Origin of the sequence: Thermocrispum municipale DSM 44069 (genome assembly GCF_000427825.1) — a bacterium.
Taxonomy (GTDB): domain Bacteria; phylum Actinomycetota; class Actinomycetes; order Mycobacteriales; family Pseudonocardiaceae; genus Thermocrispum; species Thermocrispum municipale.
On the sequence record NZ_ATYT01000006.1, the window covers coordinates 273247 to 287346 of the forward strand.

The window sequence follows — 14100 nt, forward strand, 5'->3', positions numbered from 1 at the left end:
GTCATGGCCGAGACGAACACCGCGCCGGAGACGTTCGACGAGCTGGCGGCGCTGTTGCGGACCCGAATGCCGCAGCTGACGCGATCGCAGCAGCTGCTCGCCGAACGCGTGCTGTCCGATCCGGAAGGCGTGGCGTTCATGACGGTCACCGAGCTGGCCAAATCGGTCGGCATCAACGAGTCGACCGTGGTGCGGTTCGCCGCCGGCCTGGGACTGGACGGTTATCCGGGGTTGGCGCGGCTGTGCCGGGAGCGGTTGCGGGAGCAGGCGCAGCTGTTGCGGCGGTTCGCCAACGTCGAGTCGCTGGCCGCGCAGGCCCGCGACCCGCTCGAGCTCGCCGTGGCGTTCGATCAGGCCAACATCGCGCGGAGCATGGCCCGGGTCGACCGGCCGGCCTGGGATCAGGCCGTGGAAGCGCTGGCCACGGCGCCGCGGGTGCACGTCCTGGGGCTGCGCAAGTGCTACTCGGTGGTCCACCTGTTCGGCTACTTGCTGGGTCTGGTGCGCGAGGACGTGCGGGTGCTCGGTGGCGCGCACGCGACGCTCACCGACGAACTGCGCAGGGTTCAGCAGGGCGATTGCTTCGTCGCGGCCTCGATTCACCGCTACTCGGCCGACACCGTGCGCGCGTTCGAATGGGCCGCCAAGCGTGGCGCCACCGCCATCGCGCTGACCGACAACCCGGCGTCCCCGTTGGCGCAGTCCGCGACGCACGCGTTCTACCTGGACACCACCGGGGTGTCGGTGCTGCGGTCGATGACGGCGTTCGTGGTGTTCGTGCAGGCCATGGCCACCGCGGTGGCGGCGGCACGGGGCACCGAGGCGCGGTCGTCGCTGCTGGTCGAGGAAGAGCTGCTCGACACGTTCGGCGTCTACCACGGGGGCAGCCGCTAGCTCAGTGCAGGATCGCCAGCTCCCCGATGTAGACCGCGAGCGAGACCAGCAACAGCACCCACGAGCTGTAGAGCACGCGCTTGAGCGCGGTCGACCGGGCCATGCCGACCGGGGCGATCATGTTGACACCCGGCGCGGGTCCGTACGTGTCGGCCTGCGCCGAGGCGAGCAGCACGACCGACCATGCGGCGATCGGCACGCCCAGCGCTTCGGCGGTCGGGCCGAAGATCCGGTCGGCCGGGTCGTCTACGACGGTCACGATGTGGCCGGCGACGGCGGCAAGATCCTCACCACCGAGCTGGGCGCGCCCGCCGTCGCCGAGCGGGGCATCGACTACGAGGTGGTCGACATCGGCGCGGGCCTGCTGCGCAGTCAGGCCCGGGACCAGGCGGCATGAGCTGACGGCAGCTTGCTGCCGCCGGCGTCTGCGGCCGGGCCGGAGTGCTACCACTGCGGTATGAACGCCACGGATTTGGGAACCCTTGTCGGCCGGTACCCGGTCGACAACAAGCGGCGCAGCACCCTCGGCCTGGCCTACACGACCGGTGGCCTCGTCGCACTGGTCGCGGGCATCGTGGTGATGCTCGCCCAGGACGAGAGCCCAACCGTGCCGGGCCAACCGGCGCACACCTGGATCGAGACCCTGATCGGTGGCCTGCTGGGCCTGGGTGTGCTCGGCCTGCTCTTCGGCGTCGTCCTGCTGATCCGGGCCGCACAGACCCGCGGTCACGCGATCGACCTGTACGAGCACGGCCTGGTACGCCATCGCGGTGACGCAGCCGAAGCGATCCCCTTCGGTGCCATCGCGGACGTCGTCATCCAAGGCAACCCGGTCAATCGCGGTGGCTTGGGCATCAACTTCCGCTGCGTCGTCCGGCTGACCGAGGGAAGCCAGTTCGCGTTCAGCAGTCACACCACGAACGCCGTCGAGCTCGCCGAACGTCTACAGGCGGCGGTGCACCGCGTGGCGTGATGCGCTATCGCGGTAGACCGTCGCCCTGGTAGCGCACCGCGTTCCGGGCAGCTTTGAGTGGCGACCACCCGTCGGACGTGGTGTGCGGGCCACCGTGTGGTCCGTGGTGCCAATACCGCAGGCAGTAGCCACCATCGCCGGTCAGCGAGATCAGCTCGCCGTGGTCGACGTCCGGGTCCGAACAGTCCGCGGTGCCGTCGCCGTTCAGGTCTTCGTCGTAGCCGTACTTCTGGTGGGCGAAGTAGCCCTGGTCGATCGCCGAGGAGTACGACACGAGGGAGTCTTCCTTCGACCCGATCAGGCTCCAGTCGATGCCCGCGGCCCACGGATCGTCCAACCCGCGGTCGGCGGCGCCGGGCGCGGACTCGTGCAGCTTGTCGATGAACCCGGTGCCGTTCTCACCGCTGGTCATCTGCCGCCATTGATACGTGCACTCGGCCTGGCATCCGTACACCAAGCCCTGGTGCGGCGTGCCTGCGGTGACGATGTCGTCGACCGCCACCTCGGGTGGGAAGCCCGCCCAGCCTTCCCCGGTGCCCAGCACGGCGACGCGGGTGACCAGGCCGCCCATGGAGTGACCGATGATGTCGACCTCGCGGCCCTTGCTGGTGTAGTTGTCGTAGATGTAGTTCGCGAAGTCGCGGGCGATGTCCTGGATCGGGCGGTCCGGGCCGGCCTTCCCGTCGCCCACGACGTCGTCGCAGTAGGCCTCGTCGCCCTCGTAGTAGCCGATGGTGCGGATGTTTGCGCGGTCGTAGCCGGCATCCTGGAAGTACTGCAACGCCTCGCCCCAGATCAAGCCGTTGCAGTCCGTCGGCGGATTCTCGTTGTAGCCGTGCACCAGCAGCAACACGTTCGGCGGCCTGGGCGGCCGCTCTTCCGACGCCTGTGCTGCGATCGGCACGGACACCGTGACTGCCAACGCGGCAACGGCGGCCAGAACACGGATACGACGGACGGACATCACGAAACCACCCCCCACTGTGGCCGCTTGACCAGTGACGACCCTAGGGGAAGGTTGGCGCTCGTGTGAGCTTCTTGCCGGAAATGACGGCGAACGTCGGCCTTCGCGTGCGGCGCGGGCAGTCAGACGTCGATCAGCTCAATCGTCACCGACGTGACCGCGCCCGGCTCGAGCCCCTCCGCGTTGCGGACCGCGCGCTTGATCGGAAGCGCGTAGCACCCGGACTTGCTGTCCGGGAACACCGACGTTCGCCACGTGCTGCCGCCGATCGTGGCCTGCACCCGGACGGAGCCGAAGCCGCCCCGCACACCTTCGGTGAGCTCGCGAATGTCCTCACTCAGCTCGATGGGGACGGAGACGAACGTCCACGTCTCGGAGCGGCGGGCGTCCCACACCCACAGTTCGGCGTCGAAGGTGACGATCACTCGGCCAGCATCACACACCGGCCCGACAAACTTCGGCGGGGCGGACACACCCGCCCCGCCGAAGCTCGCCGTCGACTACATGTTGCGCGCGCCCTGCTCGATCGCTTCGCGAATACGCGAGTAGGTACCGCAGCGGCAGATGTTGCGGATGTGGTCGAGGTCGTCCTCGGTGATCTCCCTGCCTTCCCGCCGCACCTTCTTCACCAGCGCGACCGCGGCCATGATCTGGCCCGGCTGGCAGTAACCGCACTGCGACACGTCGTTGTCCAGCCACGCCTGCTGCATCGGGTGCAGTTCGCCGTCGGCGGTGTCGGCCAGGCCCTCGATCGTGGTCACGCGGTCGTTCGGCTTCAGGTCGCCGACCCGCACCGAGCACGGGTTGAACGCGCGGCCGTTGATGTGACACGTGCAGGCCTTGCACACGTTGATGCCGCAGCCGTACTTCGGGCCGGTGACCCCGAGAACGTCGCGCAGCACCCACAGGACGCGCACGTCGTCCTCGACATCGACGGTGACCGGTTTGCCGTTGAGGATGAATGTCTGCTCGGGCATGGCGCTCCTCAGTAGGTCAGCTTCAGGCCGTTGGTCGGCGACGCGGGAACCGGCGGAACGAACGGCTTGGGCCGGAAGGCCAACGGATCACGGTGGTTGATCGGGAAGTAGTCCGGAACCTTGCCGGTCGCCCTGGCGTAGGCGCACGCCACCGCGGCCATGCTGGCGGCGACACCGGCCTCCCCGGCGCCGCCGGGCGTCTTGGCGTCCGACGGCATGACGATGATGTTCACCTCGGGCGGGGTGTTCCACTGCCGGGTGTAGAAGTAGTTGTCCCAGCTGGCTTCGAGGAAGTGCCCGTCCCGCAGGTGCATGCTGGAGGTCAGCGCGAGCGCGATGCCGTCGTTGATGCCGCTGAGCATCTGTGCCCGCAGACCGGTCGGGTTGATCGCCAGGCCGATGTCGATGGCGTACACCGCCTTGGTCACGCGCGGGCCCGTGACCGCGTTCGGGATGTCCCTGCCGACGGTCTCCGGACGACAGTCGATCTCCACCAGGCAGGCGCTGGCGCTCTTGTACTCCTTGTGGATCGCGATGCCCTGCGCCATCCCCTTCGGCAGCGGACGGCCCCACTTGCCGACCTCGGCGACCTTGTTCAGGCACGCCAGCACCCGCTTGTCCTTGAGGAATTTGCGACGGAACGTCAGCGGGTCCAAGCCCATCGCGGCGGCCAGCTGGTCCACCACCAGTTCGGCGGCCGTGCGCACATCGGGAGAGTAGATGTTGCGCATGCTGCCGGTGTTGAACCGGTCGTCGGTCTCCACCAGCGTCTGGTTGACCACGCCGAAGTTGTACGGGATCTCCTGGGTCAGCGCGAAGATCGTCTCGGCGAAGCCGAAGTTGCCCAGACCGGTGGGCAGATCGGCCACGTGGGCGGTGATCAGCTCGCCCAGGCCGTGCCGGAAGTCGGTCTCGATGCTGGTGTGGTTCTGCACGAAACCCAGCACCTGGGTGCCCAGGTAGAGCGCGCGCACCCGGCTGGTGGCCATCGGGTGCATGCGGCCGACCCGGGCGTCGTCCGCGCGATGCCACATCAGCTTGACCGGCTTGCCCATCGCCTTGGACACCTTCGCGGCCTCCAGGGCGGCGTCGAAGAACAGCTTGCGGCCGAACGACCCGCCGCCCTGCACGACATGCACCTTGACCTTGTTCTGGGGCAGGCCGAGCTCTTGCGCGATGGTCTGCTGGGCGACGATCGGCGACTTGAGGCTGGCCCAGATCTCCGCCCGGTCCGAGCGGACGTCGGCGATCGCCGCGTTGGTGTCCAGCGCCGAGTTGCTGCGGAAGTAGAACAGGAAGTCGGCGTCGATCGACTTCACCAGGTTCAGGTTGATCGGGCCGAGCTTGAGCTTGTCCAGGCCCAGCTCGCTGATCTTCGGCAGCGGCACCTCGGCCTGCCGGAGCTTGCGGACGATGTCCTCGTCCGACTCGCCGGCGACCGGGCCGTCCCGCCACTCGACCTTCATCGCGCGGATCGCGTCGATGCACTGGCCGAACGTCCTGGCCCGCACCGCGACCCCGGTGTCCACCATGGCCACGTCGGTGACACCCGGCATGGACGTGATCTCGGCCTCGTTGAGCAGCTTGACCGGCTTGCCGTTCAACGTCGGGGGACGGCACAGCATCGTCGGCAGCGCGTCGTCGACCTTCAGGTCCATCGTGAAGACCTTGCGGCCGGTCACCGCGTCGCGCGCGTCGATGCGCTTCTGCTCGGTGCCGATCACCGTGAACTTGCTGACGTCCTTCAGCTCCACCTCGACCTTCTTGGTCTTCGGAGCAGCTGCGTGCTTGGCCAGCTCACCGTAGGACACCGAGCGGCCGTTCGGCGCCAGCACGGCCCCGGCCTTGGTGATCAGCCTGTTGACCTCGTCGCCGAGCAGGATCGCCGCGGCGTCCAGCAGTGCGTTGCGCGCCACGGCGGCGGCGACCCGGATCGGGGTGAACGTCGAGATGGTGGTGTTCGAGCCGCCGGTGAGCTGGTTGAACAGCAGCTCGGGCCGGGCGTCGGCCAGCGTCACCTTGACCTTCTCCACCGGGATGTCGAGTTCTTCGGCGATGAGCATCGCCGTCGACGTGGTGATGCCCTGACCGACCTCGGCCCGCGGCAGCGCGAACGACGCCGTGCCGTCCTCGTTGATCGTGACGGTGATCAGGTTCGCCGTCGGCAGGGTGGCCGTGGTGAGCAGGTCGTTGAGGTCGTAGATCTCCGGGATCTGCGGGGGCGAGGGGATCGCGGCCTTGGCGGGCTCGGCGAGCGCGATATCCGCGGCGGCGATCAGTGTCGTGCCGCCGATGACATAGCCGAAGAACTTCCGCCTGTTGAAGCCGGAACGCTCACTCGCCGGAGCCTGCGTTCGTTCGGAATCCATCGTTGGATCGGACATAGGCACCTCGTGGTGGGGAGCGGACTGAACCAGGTCGTTACGCCAAATGGCGGTCAACCATCGGCCGGGGTGGCCCTGAGTGTGTCACCCATCACGCTCAGTGCCTAGGACAGACGCGCCCAAATTCAGCCGAACCGGTTGTGCACATGGCACAACGTCAGCGAAGCGAGCGGGTCGCCAGGGCGCGCAGAGCGAGGTCGAGCTCCACCGGTGGCGCGTCGTCGGCGAGGGAACGCCCGGTGAGTTGGGCGACCCGGCGCAGCCGGTTGATCACCGTGTTGCGGTGGCACGGGACGGCCTTGGCGGTGCGGACGGTCGACCCGCCGCAGGCGACCCAGGCGCGCAGGGTGCGCAGCAGATCGCGCGCTTCGGCAGGCGGCAGCGCGAGCAGGGGGTCCAGCCACATTCGGACCAGGTCGTCGGCGATCTCCGGTGAGGTCAGCAGCAACGCCTCGGGGAGGCATTCGTCGTAGCGGGACAACCCGGACGAACCGGCACGGGCGCGCAACGCCAGCAGCGCCTGCCGGTAGCCGTCGGCCACACCGGCAAGGCCGTGGACGATGCCGGAGACACCGACCAACCGGCCGGGCGGGACGGCGGCGAGCCGGCGCAGGGCAGCCGTCGCCTCGTTCGCGCACGGCTCGCGCAGCGCGATGACACCGACGACGGCATCCGCCCGGTCCACCCACGCCGAGGCGTGCGGAGACAGGCGCGACTGCGCCAGAGGGATGTCGAGCTCTGCGCTGACGGCCACGACGTAGTCGTCCTCGACCGGGAGGTCGAGGACTCTGGCGGCCTCGGCGATGAAGCCCGGTTGCCCGGTGCGGCCGCTGAGCACGCCCTCCCACAACATCGCTCTGCGGCGTTCGTCCGCGCGGACGGCTGACCGTTCGTAGTGGTGATAGGCGCTGGCCACCTCCGCCGACGTCTGGTCGACGACCTCCCAGAGCCGGGTACCGATTTCCGGCACGACCTCCGGCGGGAGCACGTCGCGGCCGTGCTCGATCAGGTCGTCCCAGATGATGCGGCCACCGAACCGGAACGAGCGCAGCACGTCGTCCAGCGGAACGCCCTGCTCGGCGCGCCTGCGACCGGTCTGGCGCGCCGGTTCGAAGATCGCATCGGTGTGGTCGCGGGAGGGTGCGCCGCTGATCGCCTCGGCGAGCATCTGCAGCACCCGGTCGATGTTGTCGTGACACGACAGGCGCAGGTCGTCGTGCGGGACGCGGATGGAGTCCTGATAGCCGGGGTTCTCGTTCTCGATGGCCTTCACCAGCCGGTCGGTCAACGCCTCCAGGCGCTCACTGCGATGCCGCGTGATGAACTCGACCGCGGCCTGCTGGGCTCGGTTTCGGGGAGCCGTCATCGTGCACTCCCGGCGGCAGGCGTCACGCGGAAGTCGGCGAAGTCGAAACCGGGGGAGACCACGCAGCTGACCACGACATCCCCATGGGCCCGCGCGTACTGCACCGCGTCCGCCGGGACGACGGCCTGCGGAGTGAGATTCTCCGTGGGACTGCCCAGCTCGACAAGCTGCTCGTCGACCATGAGCTCCACCCTTCCCGGCCCGTGCCACAGCCACAGCTCGTCGGAGGCGACCGTGTGTGGCTGCGAGGTTTCGCCGTCGCACAACAGATACAGGATCGACGTGGCGGTGGCCCGCCTACCGCAGGGAAGGTCGACGTGCTGCGGGCTGGTCCAGGTGCGGCGATACCAGCCGCCCTCGGGATGCGGGAGCAAACCCAGATCCCCGGCGAGCGCCGGCTGACGCTCGAAGGACCGGTACGTGCCGTCGAGATCGCGCCGGGCATGCAGCACACCCACCACCGCTTGCCGGTCGATGGGCCCGTACACGTGCGGGAAGCGGGTGCCCGCAGTGACACCAGGCGGTTCAGCGGCGGCCTCTTCGAACAGCACCGGGGCGGTGAGCCGGTCGGTCTCCACTTGGACAGCCACCTGCGGTTGGCGAACCTCCTGGTAGAACGCGTTCGCGACGGCCAGGAGCGTCGGTTCGTCCGCCGTGCAGTGCACGAAACCCTCGGAGTGCAGCGACGCAGGTCGGAGCGGCTCGTCCGGCGTGCGCAGGTAGTCCTCCCAGGACATCATGTGCAGCACGACGGTCATTCCGTGATGGTAAGCGGCCGGTGGTGGACCGGTGGAGGCTGTCGGTCAGCCCATGCGACGCAGGTCCGGCCACAACTTCGACCACGGGCGGCTGGGGCCTGCGCAGAACAGCACCGGTCTGCCGTTCTCCTCGTTGTCGACCCCGGCATCGTTGCGAATCCTCGTCTGGACGGAGCAGCCGACGAAATACTGCGACGCCTGCTGTTCGGACATGCCCACGACGACCACCCGTCCGGCCAGGTCGGGCGGCGGGCCCCAGTGCCAGTACGCGTTGTGCCCGCTGTAGGCCGGCGGCAAGCCGTACGCGGGACCGAACCGGTCGATGGCGCCCGCTTCGCCGTAGTTGGTGGCGTAGATGACCGCACCGCTGCGATAGGCGTGCGCGACCAGGCTCACCAGCTCCGGCCAGCCCACCGTCTCACCGACGTCCTCGTTCATCGACACCACGAGTTCGGTGTCCTTCACCGGCAGCACGGGTAACGCGATGACCGGGTCGACGACGAGGCTGGTCACCAACGCCAAGCCCAACGCGACCTTGCGTAGCAGCGAGAATCGCCCGCGCAGCCAGCGGGGGATCGCGACGCAGCCGGAGGCGATCAGCAGCGGCAACATGCCCGCCAGGTAGTACGGCTTGCCGCCGGTGGCCATGAACACCACCGCGAGCAGCACCCAGCTCACCGCGAGGAAGCGCAGCTCCGGATCGCGGAACAACCGCACCAGACCGGCGATCCACACGGGCGCCAACACGGGGCTGACCAGCAGGAACTGGAACGGAACGACGGCCCACCAGGGCTCGGAGCTGGTGGAGCCGCCGCCGGCGATGTTGGCCGAGACCTCCAGATGGGGCCAGTCGTGTGCGACCTGCCAGAGGATGAACGGCGCGAACAAGATCAGGGCGATCATCGCGCCGAGCCAGGGGTACGGGCTGCGCAGCACGTGGCGCGGACCGACCACCACCAGGCTGACCAGCACCGCGACCGCAAGCAGTGCGGGCAGCGGCTTGTTCAACAGGCCGAGGCCGACGACCAGGCCGGCGGCCAACCAGAGTCGTTCGTCGCGCAGCACCGCCCGGACGATCAGCCACGTCGCGGCGGTCCAGCACAGCAGGTCGAACGTCGTGGTGCTGAGCAGATGGCCGTTGAACAGCACGACCACCGACACGCCGGAGATCACCGCGGCGAGCACCTGGGCGCCGAGCTTGGCGTGCAGCTCGCGGGCCAGCAGGCCGGTCAGCAACACGATCACCCCGGCGGCCAGCGCGGACGGTAGTCGCAGCAGCGTGAGCGAATCCGGCGCTATCTCCGTCATCGCCCGGGCGATCAGCGGCGTCAGCGGGCCCTGGTCGACGTAGGCCCACTCGAGGTGTTTGCCCGCAGCGATGAAGTACAGCTCGTCACGGTGGTAGCCGTAGTCATGCGCGAACAGGACGAGCACCGCGCTGACGATGCCTGCGACCGCCAGGATCATGGGTCGGGAGCATAGCGGTCCGAGTCGCGCGATTGGTCGATCTGGGCTGGTCAGAGCGGGTCAAAGGTAGATTAAAAGATGCGCTGACGGGCCGGCCCCGCCGCGGTCCGAGTCTCCTGGGTCGACGGCCGCGGGGAAGGGGACCGAAAGGCGGACGGGGTGAGCCGCAATGGTCCTGGGGAATCGCCTGTCGCACCGGACCGCCTTTCGCGGGCGGCCATGCGCCCCGGTGTCGCGGCAACCGCCGCCGCGGAACGCCGCCTGCGCTGCGCCCGGGTGTTCGGTCAGCGCTGCGGCTCGGGCTCCGCGTCCGCCTCCGTGGCGACCTCGGCGCTCGGGCCGCCCTGCGCGTCGTTCGTGGTGTCCGCCTCGGCGCTCGGCTCGTCCTGGGCGTCGTTCGCGGTGTCCGCCTCGGCCTTCGGTGCGCCCTTCGCGTTCGCCGCCGTGCGCTTCCGCTTGATCAGCATCACCGCGACGAAGCCGACCACCAGGACGCCGAGCACCACCCAGCTGCCCTTGCCGATCGCCGACTCCAACCACTTCGCCGACTCGCCGAGCGCCGCGCCGATCCCGATGTGCAGCGCGCACCAGGCCAGGCCGGCGACACCGGCGGCGGGCAGGAAGCGGTAGAACGGCAACCGGGCGGCACCCGCGGCGGCGGGCACCAGCGTGCGCATCACCGGCAGGAAGATCGCGATCATCACCGCGAACGTGCCGCGACGCCGCAGGAACTCCACCGCCTTGTCCCAGCTCTCGCCGCCGTGCTTGTCGATGAACTTGACGTTGCGCAGCTTCGGGCCGAAGTAGCGGCCCAGCCAGTAGCCCGCGGTGTAGCCGAGCATCGCGCAGCACGTGGTGATCAGCCACATCAGCAGGAACTCAGGCACCGAGTCGACCGTGACGCCGAGGATGAACAGGCCGGTCTCGCCAGGGGCGATGAAGCCGAGGCCGAGGCAGGTCTCGCCGAACACCAGCAAGCCCGCACCGAGCATCAACCAACCCTCAGGCAGGTTCTGCAGCCAGTTCAGAAAGTCAGCGATCACGCCGCGAGGCTCCCTTGCTCTGCCGTGGATTATCTGGCGAGCAGGGCGCTCGCCTCTTGGGCCGCCGGCCCGGACTCGGCGAGGTGCGCGAGGTTGGCGGGCAACGGCTCACCGCGGCGGCGCTTGGTCTGTGCGTACAGCCTGCCCGCGCGGTAGCTGGAGCGTACCAACGGGCCGGCCATCACACCGGCAAAACCGAGCGATTCAGCCACCCGAGCGTGCTCGACGAACTCCTCCGGCTTGACCCAGCGGTCCACCGGGTGGTGCCGAATGCTCGGCCGCAGGTACTGCGTGATGGTGAGGATCTCGCAGCCGGCGTCCAGCAGGTCGCGCATCGCGGGCTCGACCTCGTCCGGGCGCTCGCCCATGCCGAGGATCAGGTTCGACTTGGTGACCAGGCCCGCCTCACGGGCACGGGTGATGACCTCGAGCGAGCGGGCGTAGCGGAAGCCGGGCCGGATGGTCTTGAAGATGCGCGGGACGGTCTCGATGTTGTGCGCCAGCACCTCGGGCTCGGAGTCGAACACCTCGGCCAGCAGCTCCGGCTTGGCGTTGAAGTCCGGGATGAGCAACTCGACACCGGTGCCGGGGTTCAGCTGGTGGATCTGCCGCACCGTCTCGGCGTACAGCCACGCGCCGCCGTCCGGCAGGTCGTCCCGCGCGACGCCGGTGACGGTGGAGTAGCGCAGACCCATGGCCTGCACGCTCTCGGCCACCCTGCGCGGTTCGTCGCGATCCAGCTCCGCGGGCTTGCCGGTGTCGATCTGACAGAAGTCGCACCGCCGGGTGCACTGGTCGCCACCGATGAGGAACGTGGCCTCGCGGTCCTCCCAGCACTCGTAGATGTTCGGGCAGCCCGCCTCTTCACAGACGGTGTGCAGGCCTTCCCGTTTCACCAGGCCCTTCAACTCGGTGAACTCCGGGCCCATCTTCGCCCGGGTCTTGATCCACGACGGCTTCTTCTCAATGGGCGTCTGGCTGTTGCGGACTTCTAGTCGCAGCAGCTTGCGGCCCTCGGGTGCGGGTGCGCTCACGGTCCCCACACTACCTATCTGATCGCTGCCGGGTCAGGGTGCCGCCACCAGGTGGTCAGCCCGCCGGAGTCAGCAGGCGCAGCAGGTCGCCGACCGGGGAACGGCGGCGCTGGCGAGGTGTCTTGTCCGAGCGGTCGGCGCGCTCCTGGCCGTGGCGCACCAGCGCCATGAAGCTCGCGCCGACCCGGGTGATGTCGTCCAGTGGCTCGTGCGGTTCGGCCAGCCCTGCGGTGATGGCCAACAGTCGCTGCTCACGCTCCAGCGCGGGGATCAGCGTGTCGGGGTAGACGTCGATGTGCGCGTCCAGCACGGCGCGCAGCGTGGGGTTCTCCTCGAACGTGCTGCGCCACGCCTGCGCGACCAGGTCGGTGTTGTCCGATTCGCCGCGCGGCGGCGCGTCCATCGCGTCTTCCGGCCCACCGACCGTGCTGCGCAACTTGCCGAGCAGGCGCAGGTTCCATCGGTAGTACAGCGCCAGCAGCAGCTGCTCGGGCGTGCCGAACAACTCCTGCGCGCGCGGAATCTCGGCGAACGGCAACGGAGCGTCCGGCGCCCGGCGGGCCAGCTTGAGCACGCTGTTCATGACTTTGCGCCGAGCGTAGTAATCGTTCCAGCTCATGGCAGTTCTCCGCTTCGCACGACGGTCCCGGAATGTTGCTCCGGGGTCGCGATTGATTGACATACTGCCGGTATGTTCGCGCCCTCAACATACCATGGGTATGGTCGGCGCCGGATGGCGTAGACTTGTGATCATGGCGACAGTTCGAGCCCGGCGCGCGTCCGCCAGGAGGGCGCACTACGCCGCCAGCACGCGCGATGACCTGGTGCGGAGCGCCGTATCACTGTTCACTACGCATGGCTATGCCGGCACGTCGCTCGACACCATCGCCACCCGGGCCCGGGTGACCAAAGGTGCGCTGTATCACCATTTCAAGGGTAAGCAGGATTTGTTCGAAGCCGCATTCAGTGCGGTCGAACGGAATGTGTACAGCAAATTACAGAGAATTCTGGAGAAATCCGAGAACCTGTGGGTGAAAGCCGGGCTGGTGGTCCGGGAGTACCTGCAGAGCTGCCTGGACCCTGCCTACCAGCGCATCGTCATCCACGAGGGCCCGGTGGTCATGGGCTGGCAGCGCTGGCGCGACGCGCAGGAGGGCCTCAGCTACGGCGTGATCCGCGACGTGATCGCCGACCTACGCGCCGCGGGCGGTCTCGGTGGCATCTCGGTCGAGGTCACCGCGCGGCTGGTGTGTGGTGCGTTGTCCACCGCGGCCACGATGATCGCCAACTCGCCGGATCCGAAGCGGGTCAGTGAAGAGACCGAGGACGCCGTGGTGCGGCTGCTCGCGCTGGTCCGGGCGGGTTCCGAGACGCAGGACGGGTAGGCCGAGTAGCGCTGAGAGGCGCGACAACGACGCTTCAAGGCGGTTCGGCCGTCGCCGCCAGGAGGTGCACGACGACGCGAGAGGGTGGTTCGGCCGCCGCAGCGCCAGGCGGCGTCGGGACAGCTCGGCGAGCCGGCTCGACGGGGCCGGTCAGGCCTTGCCGTAGACAGGCACGTGCGCGCCGCTGACGGCGGTGGCGTCGTCGCGGCACAGGAAGAGGATCACGTCGGCGATCTCGCGTGGCTGCACCCATCGCGCGTGGTCGGCGCCGGGCGAACCCGCCCGGTTGGCGGGGGTGTCGATCACGCTGGGCAGCACGGCATTGACGCGGATGTTGTCGTCGCGGTATTCGGTGGCCATCGCGTCGACGAACGCGAGCACGGCGGCCTTGCTGGTGATGTAGCCCGCGGCCCCGGGAAAGGGTTGTCGCGCGGCACGGCTGGAGACGCAGACGATCGCCCCGCCGCCCGCGTCGATCATGTGGGGCAGGGCGGCCTGGCTGACCAGGTACGTCGGCCGCAGGTTCAACCGCAACTGGTTCTCGAAGTCGCGGATGTCGGTCTCGTGGATCCGGCCGCCCGCGGCGAAACCACCGACCAGGTTGGCAACCGCCTTCAGCGGCGCATCCTCGGCGGACGTCGCCGCCTCGACCACTGCGGCCACCGAGGCGGGATCGAACAGGTCGGCCCGCACGAGCTGCAGATTCTCGTGCTGGTCGAGCCGATCCAGCTCGGCCTCGACGACCCAGGGGACGACCACCCGCCATCCGGCGTCCAGGAATGCTTGCGTCACGGCGGAGCCGAGCCCGCCGGTGCCGCCGGTGATCAAGGCGGTGCGGCCGTTGAAGGGTGTCAC

General features: G+C 68.8%; 16 protein-coding genes. 4 read left to right on the plus strand and 12 right to left on the minus strand.

Annotation, left to right across the window (positions count from 1 at the left end; translation table 11 throughout):
- Positions 1–3: 3 nt before the first annotated feature.
- On the plus strand, positions 4–894 hold the full coding sequence (locus tag YWM_RS0108230) for a MurR/RpiR family transcriptional regulator (protein ID WP_043660108.1): 891 nt from the start codon (positions 4–6) through the stop codon (positions 892–894).
- 1 nt (position 895) lies between these two features.
- On the opposite strand, the gene YWM_RS0108235 is transcribed toward YWM_RS0108230, so the two are convergent.
- On the minus strand, positions 896–1153 hold the full coding sequence (locus YWM_RS0108235; protein ID WP_028850327.1) for a hypothetical protein: 258 nt from the start codon (positions 1151–1153) through the stop codon (positions 896–898).
- 3 nt (positions 1154–1156) lie between these two features.
- Between YWM_RS0108235 and YWM_RS27050 the strand changes: the two genes are divergently transcribed.
- Complete coding sequence (locus YWM_RS27050) at positions 1157–1291, plus strand: hypothetical protein (protein WP_281168810.1); 135 nt, start codon at positions 1157–1159, stop codon at positions 1289–1291.
- Between the two features lie 60 nt (positions 1292–1351).
- Positions 1352–1867, plus strand: coding sequence for a DUF6585 family protein (locus tag YWM_RS0108245; RefSeq protein ID WP_028850328.1), 516 nt, complete (start codon positions 1352–1354; stop codon positions 1865–1867).
- A gap of 4 nt (positions 1868–1871) precedes the next feature.
- Here YWM_RS0108245 and YWM_RS0108250 read toward each other — a convergent pair whose 3' ends face one another.
- From YWM_RS0108250 to YWM_RS0108295, 10 genes are all read right to left on the minus strand, one after another.
- Complete coding sequence (locus YWM_RS0108250) at positions 1872–2831, minus strand: esterase/lipase family protein (protein WP_028850329.1); 960 nt, start codon at positions 2829–2831, stop codon at positions 1872–1874.
- A 122-nt stretch (positions 2832–2953) separates the two neighbouring features.
- Positions 2954–3256 (minus strand): DUF1905 domain-containing protein, encoded by a 303-nt coding sequence (locus YWM_RS0108255; RefSeq protein ID WP_028850330.1) that lies wholly within the window; start codon positions 3254–3256, stop codon positions 2954–2956.
- Between the two features lie 75 nt (positions 3257–3331).
- Positions 3332–3808: a (2Fe-2S)-binding protein gene (locus YWM_RS0108260; RefSeq protein ID WP_028850331.1), complete on the minus strand. Its 477-nt coding sequence runs from the start codon at positions 3806–3808 to the stop codon at positions 3332–3334.
- 8 nt (positions 3809–3816) lie between these two features.
- Positions 3817–6177, minus strand: coding sequence for a molybdopterin cofactor-binding domain-containing protein (locus YWM_RS0108265; protein WP_028850332.1), 2361 nt, complete (start codon positions 6175–6177; stop codon positions 3817–3819).
- Between the two features lie 172 nt (positions 6178–6349).
- Entirely contained in the window at positions 6350–7558 is a 1209-nt protein-coding gene (locus YWM_RS22690) for a PucR family transcriptional regulator (RefSeq protein WP_052344675.1), read from the minus strand.
- On the minus strand, positions 7555–8316 hold the full coding sequence (locus YWM_RS0108275; protein WP_028850333.1) for a cupin domain-containing protein: 762 nt from the start codon (positions 8314–8316) through the stop codon (positions 7555–7557). The genes YWM_RS22690 and YWM_RS0108275 overlap by 4 nt, the downstream gene beginning before the upstream one ends.
- 45 nt (positions 8317–8361) lie before the next feature.
- Positions 8362–9783: a glycosyltransferase family 39 protein gene (locus tag YWM_RS0108280; protein ID WP_052344676.1), complete on the minus strand. Its 1422-nt coding sequence runs from the start codon at positions 9781–9783 to the stop codon at positions 8362–8364.
- A gap of 284 nt (positions 9784–10067) precedes the next feature.
- On the minus strand, positions 10068–10826 hold the full coding sequence (locus YWM_RS22695; RefSeq protein WP_245565967.1) for a DedA family protein: 759 nt from the start codon (positions 10824–10826) through the stop codon (positions 10068–10070).
- A 29-nt stretch (positions 10827–10855) separates the two neighbouring features.
- Positions 10856–11869, minus strand: a complete 1014-nt coding sequence (gene lipA / locus YWM_RS0108290) for a lipoyl synthase (protein WP_028850335.1) — start codon at positions 11867–11869, stop codon at positions 10856–10858.
- A 46-nt stretch (positions 11870–11915) separates the two neighbouring features.
- Positions 11916–12479 carry a hypothetical protein gene (locus YWM_RS0108295; RefSeq protein ID WP_028850336.1) on the minus strand — a complete coding sequence of 188 codons (564 nt, stop codon included), beginning with the start codon at positions 12477–12479 and terminating at the stop codon, positions 11916–11918.
- A gap of 133 nt (positions 12480–12612) precedes the next feature.
- Between YWM_RS0108295 and YWM_RS0108300 the strand changes: the two genes are divergently transcribed.
- Positions 12613–13245 carry a TetR/AcrR family transcriptional regulator gene (locus tag YWM_RS0108300; protein WP_028850337.1) on the plus strand — a complete coding sequence of 211 codons (633 nt, stop codon included), beginning with the start codon at positions 12613–12615 and terminating at the stop codon, positions 13243–13245.
- A 150-nt stretch (positions 13246–13395) separates the two neighbouring features.
- Here the strand turns inward: YWM_RS0108300 and YWM_RS0108305 are convergent, their stop codons facing one another.
- Positions 13396–14100 carry an SDR family oxidoreductase gene (locus tag YWM_RS0108305; protein ID WP_028850338.1) on the minus strand — a complete coding sequence of 235 codons (705 nt, stop codon included), beginning with the start codon at positions 14098–14100 and terminating at the stop codon, positions 13396–13398.

What these genes read in the sequence shown, in the direction of transcription:
- YWM_RS0108275 (WP_028850333.1), bottom strand. Translation starts at nt 8,316, where the DNA reads ATGACCGTCGTGCTGCACATGATGTCCTGGGAGGACTACCTGCGCACG.
- YWM_RS0108250 (WP_028850329.1), bottom strand. Translation starts at nt 2,831, where the DNA reads ATGTCCGTCCGTCGTATCCGTGTTCTGGCCGCCGTTGCCGCGTTGGCA.
- YWM_RS0108230 (WP_043660108.1), top strand. Translation starts at nt 4, where the DNA reads ATGGCCGAGACGAACACCGCGCCGGAGACGTTCGACGAGCTGGCGGCG.
- YWM_RS0108280 (WP_052344676.1), bottom strand. Translation starts at nt 9,783, where the DNA reads ATGATCCTGGCGGTCGCAGGCATCGTCAGCGCGGTGCTCGTCCTGTTC.
- YWM_RS0108295 (WP_028850336.1), bottom strand. Translation starts at nt 12,479, where the DNA reads ATGAGCTGGAACGATTACTACGCTCGGCGCAAAGTCATGAACAGCGTG.
- YWM_RS0108260 (WP_028850331.1), bottom strand. Translation starts at nt 3,808, where the DNA reads ATGCCCGAGCAGACATTCATCCTCAACGGCAAACCGGTCACCGTCGAT.
- YWM_RS0108300 (WP_028850337.1), top strand. Translation starts at nt 12,613, where the DNA reads ATGGCGACAGTTCGAGCCCGGCGCGCGTCCGCCAGGAGGGCGCACTAC.
- YWM_RS0108245 (WP_028850328.1), top strand. Translation starts at nt 1,352, where the DNA reads ATGAACGCCACGGATTTGGGAACCCTTGTCGGCCGGTACCCGGTCGAC.
- YWM_RS0108265 (WP_028850332.1), bottom strand. Translation starts at nt 6,177, where the DNA reads ATGGATTCCGAACGAACGCAGGCTCCGGCGAGTGAGCGTTCCGGCTTC.
- YWM_RS22690 (WP_052344675.1), bottom strand. Translation starts at nt 7,558, where the DNA reads ATGACGGCTCCCCGAAACCGAGCCCAGCAGGCCGCGGTCGAGTTCATC.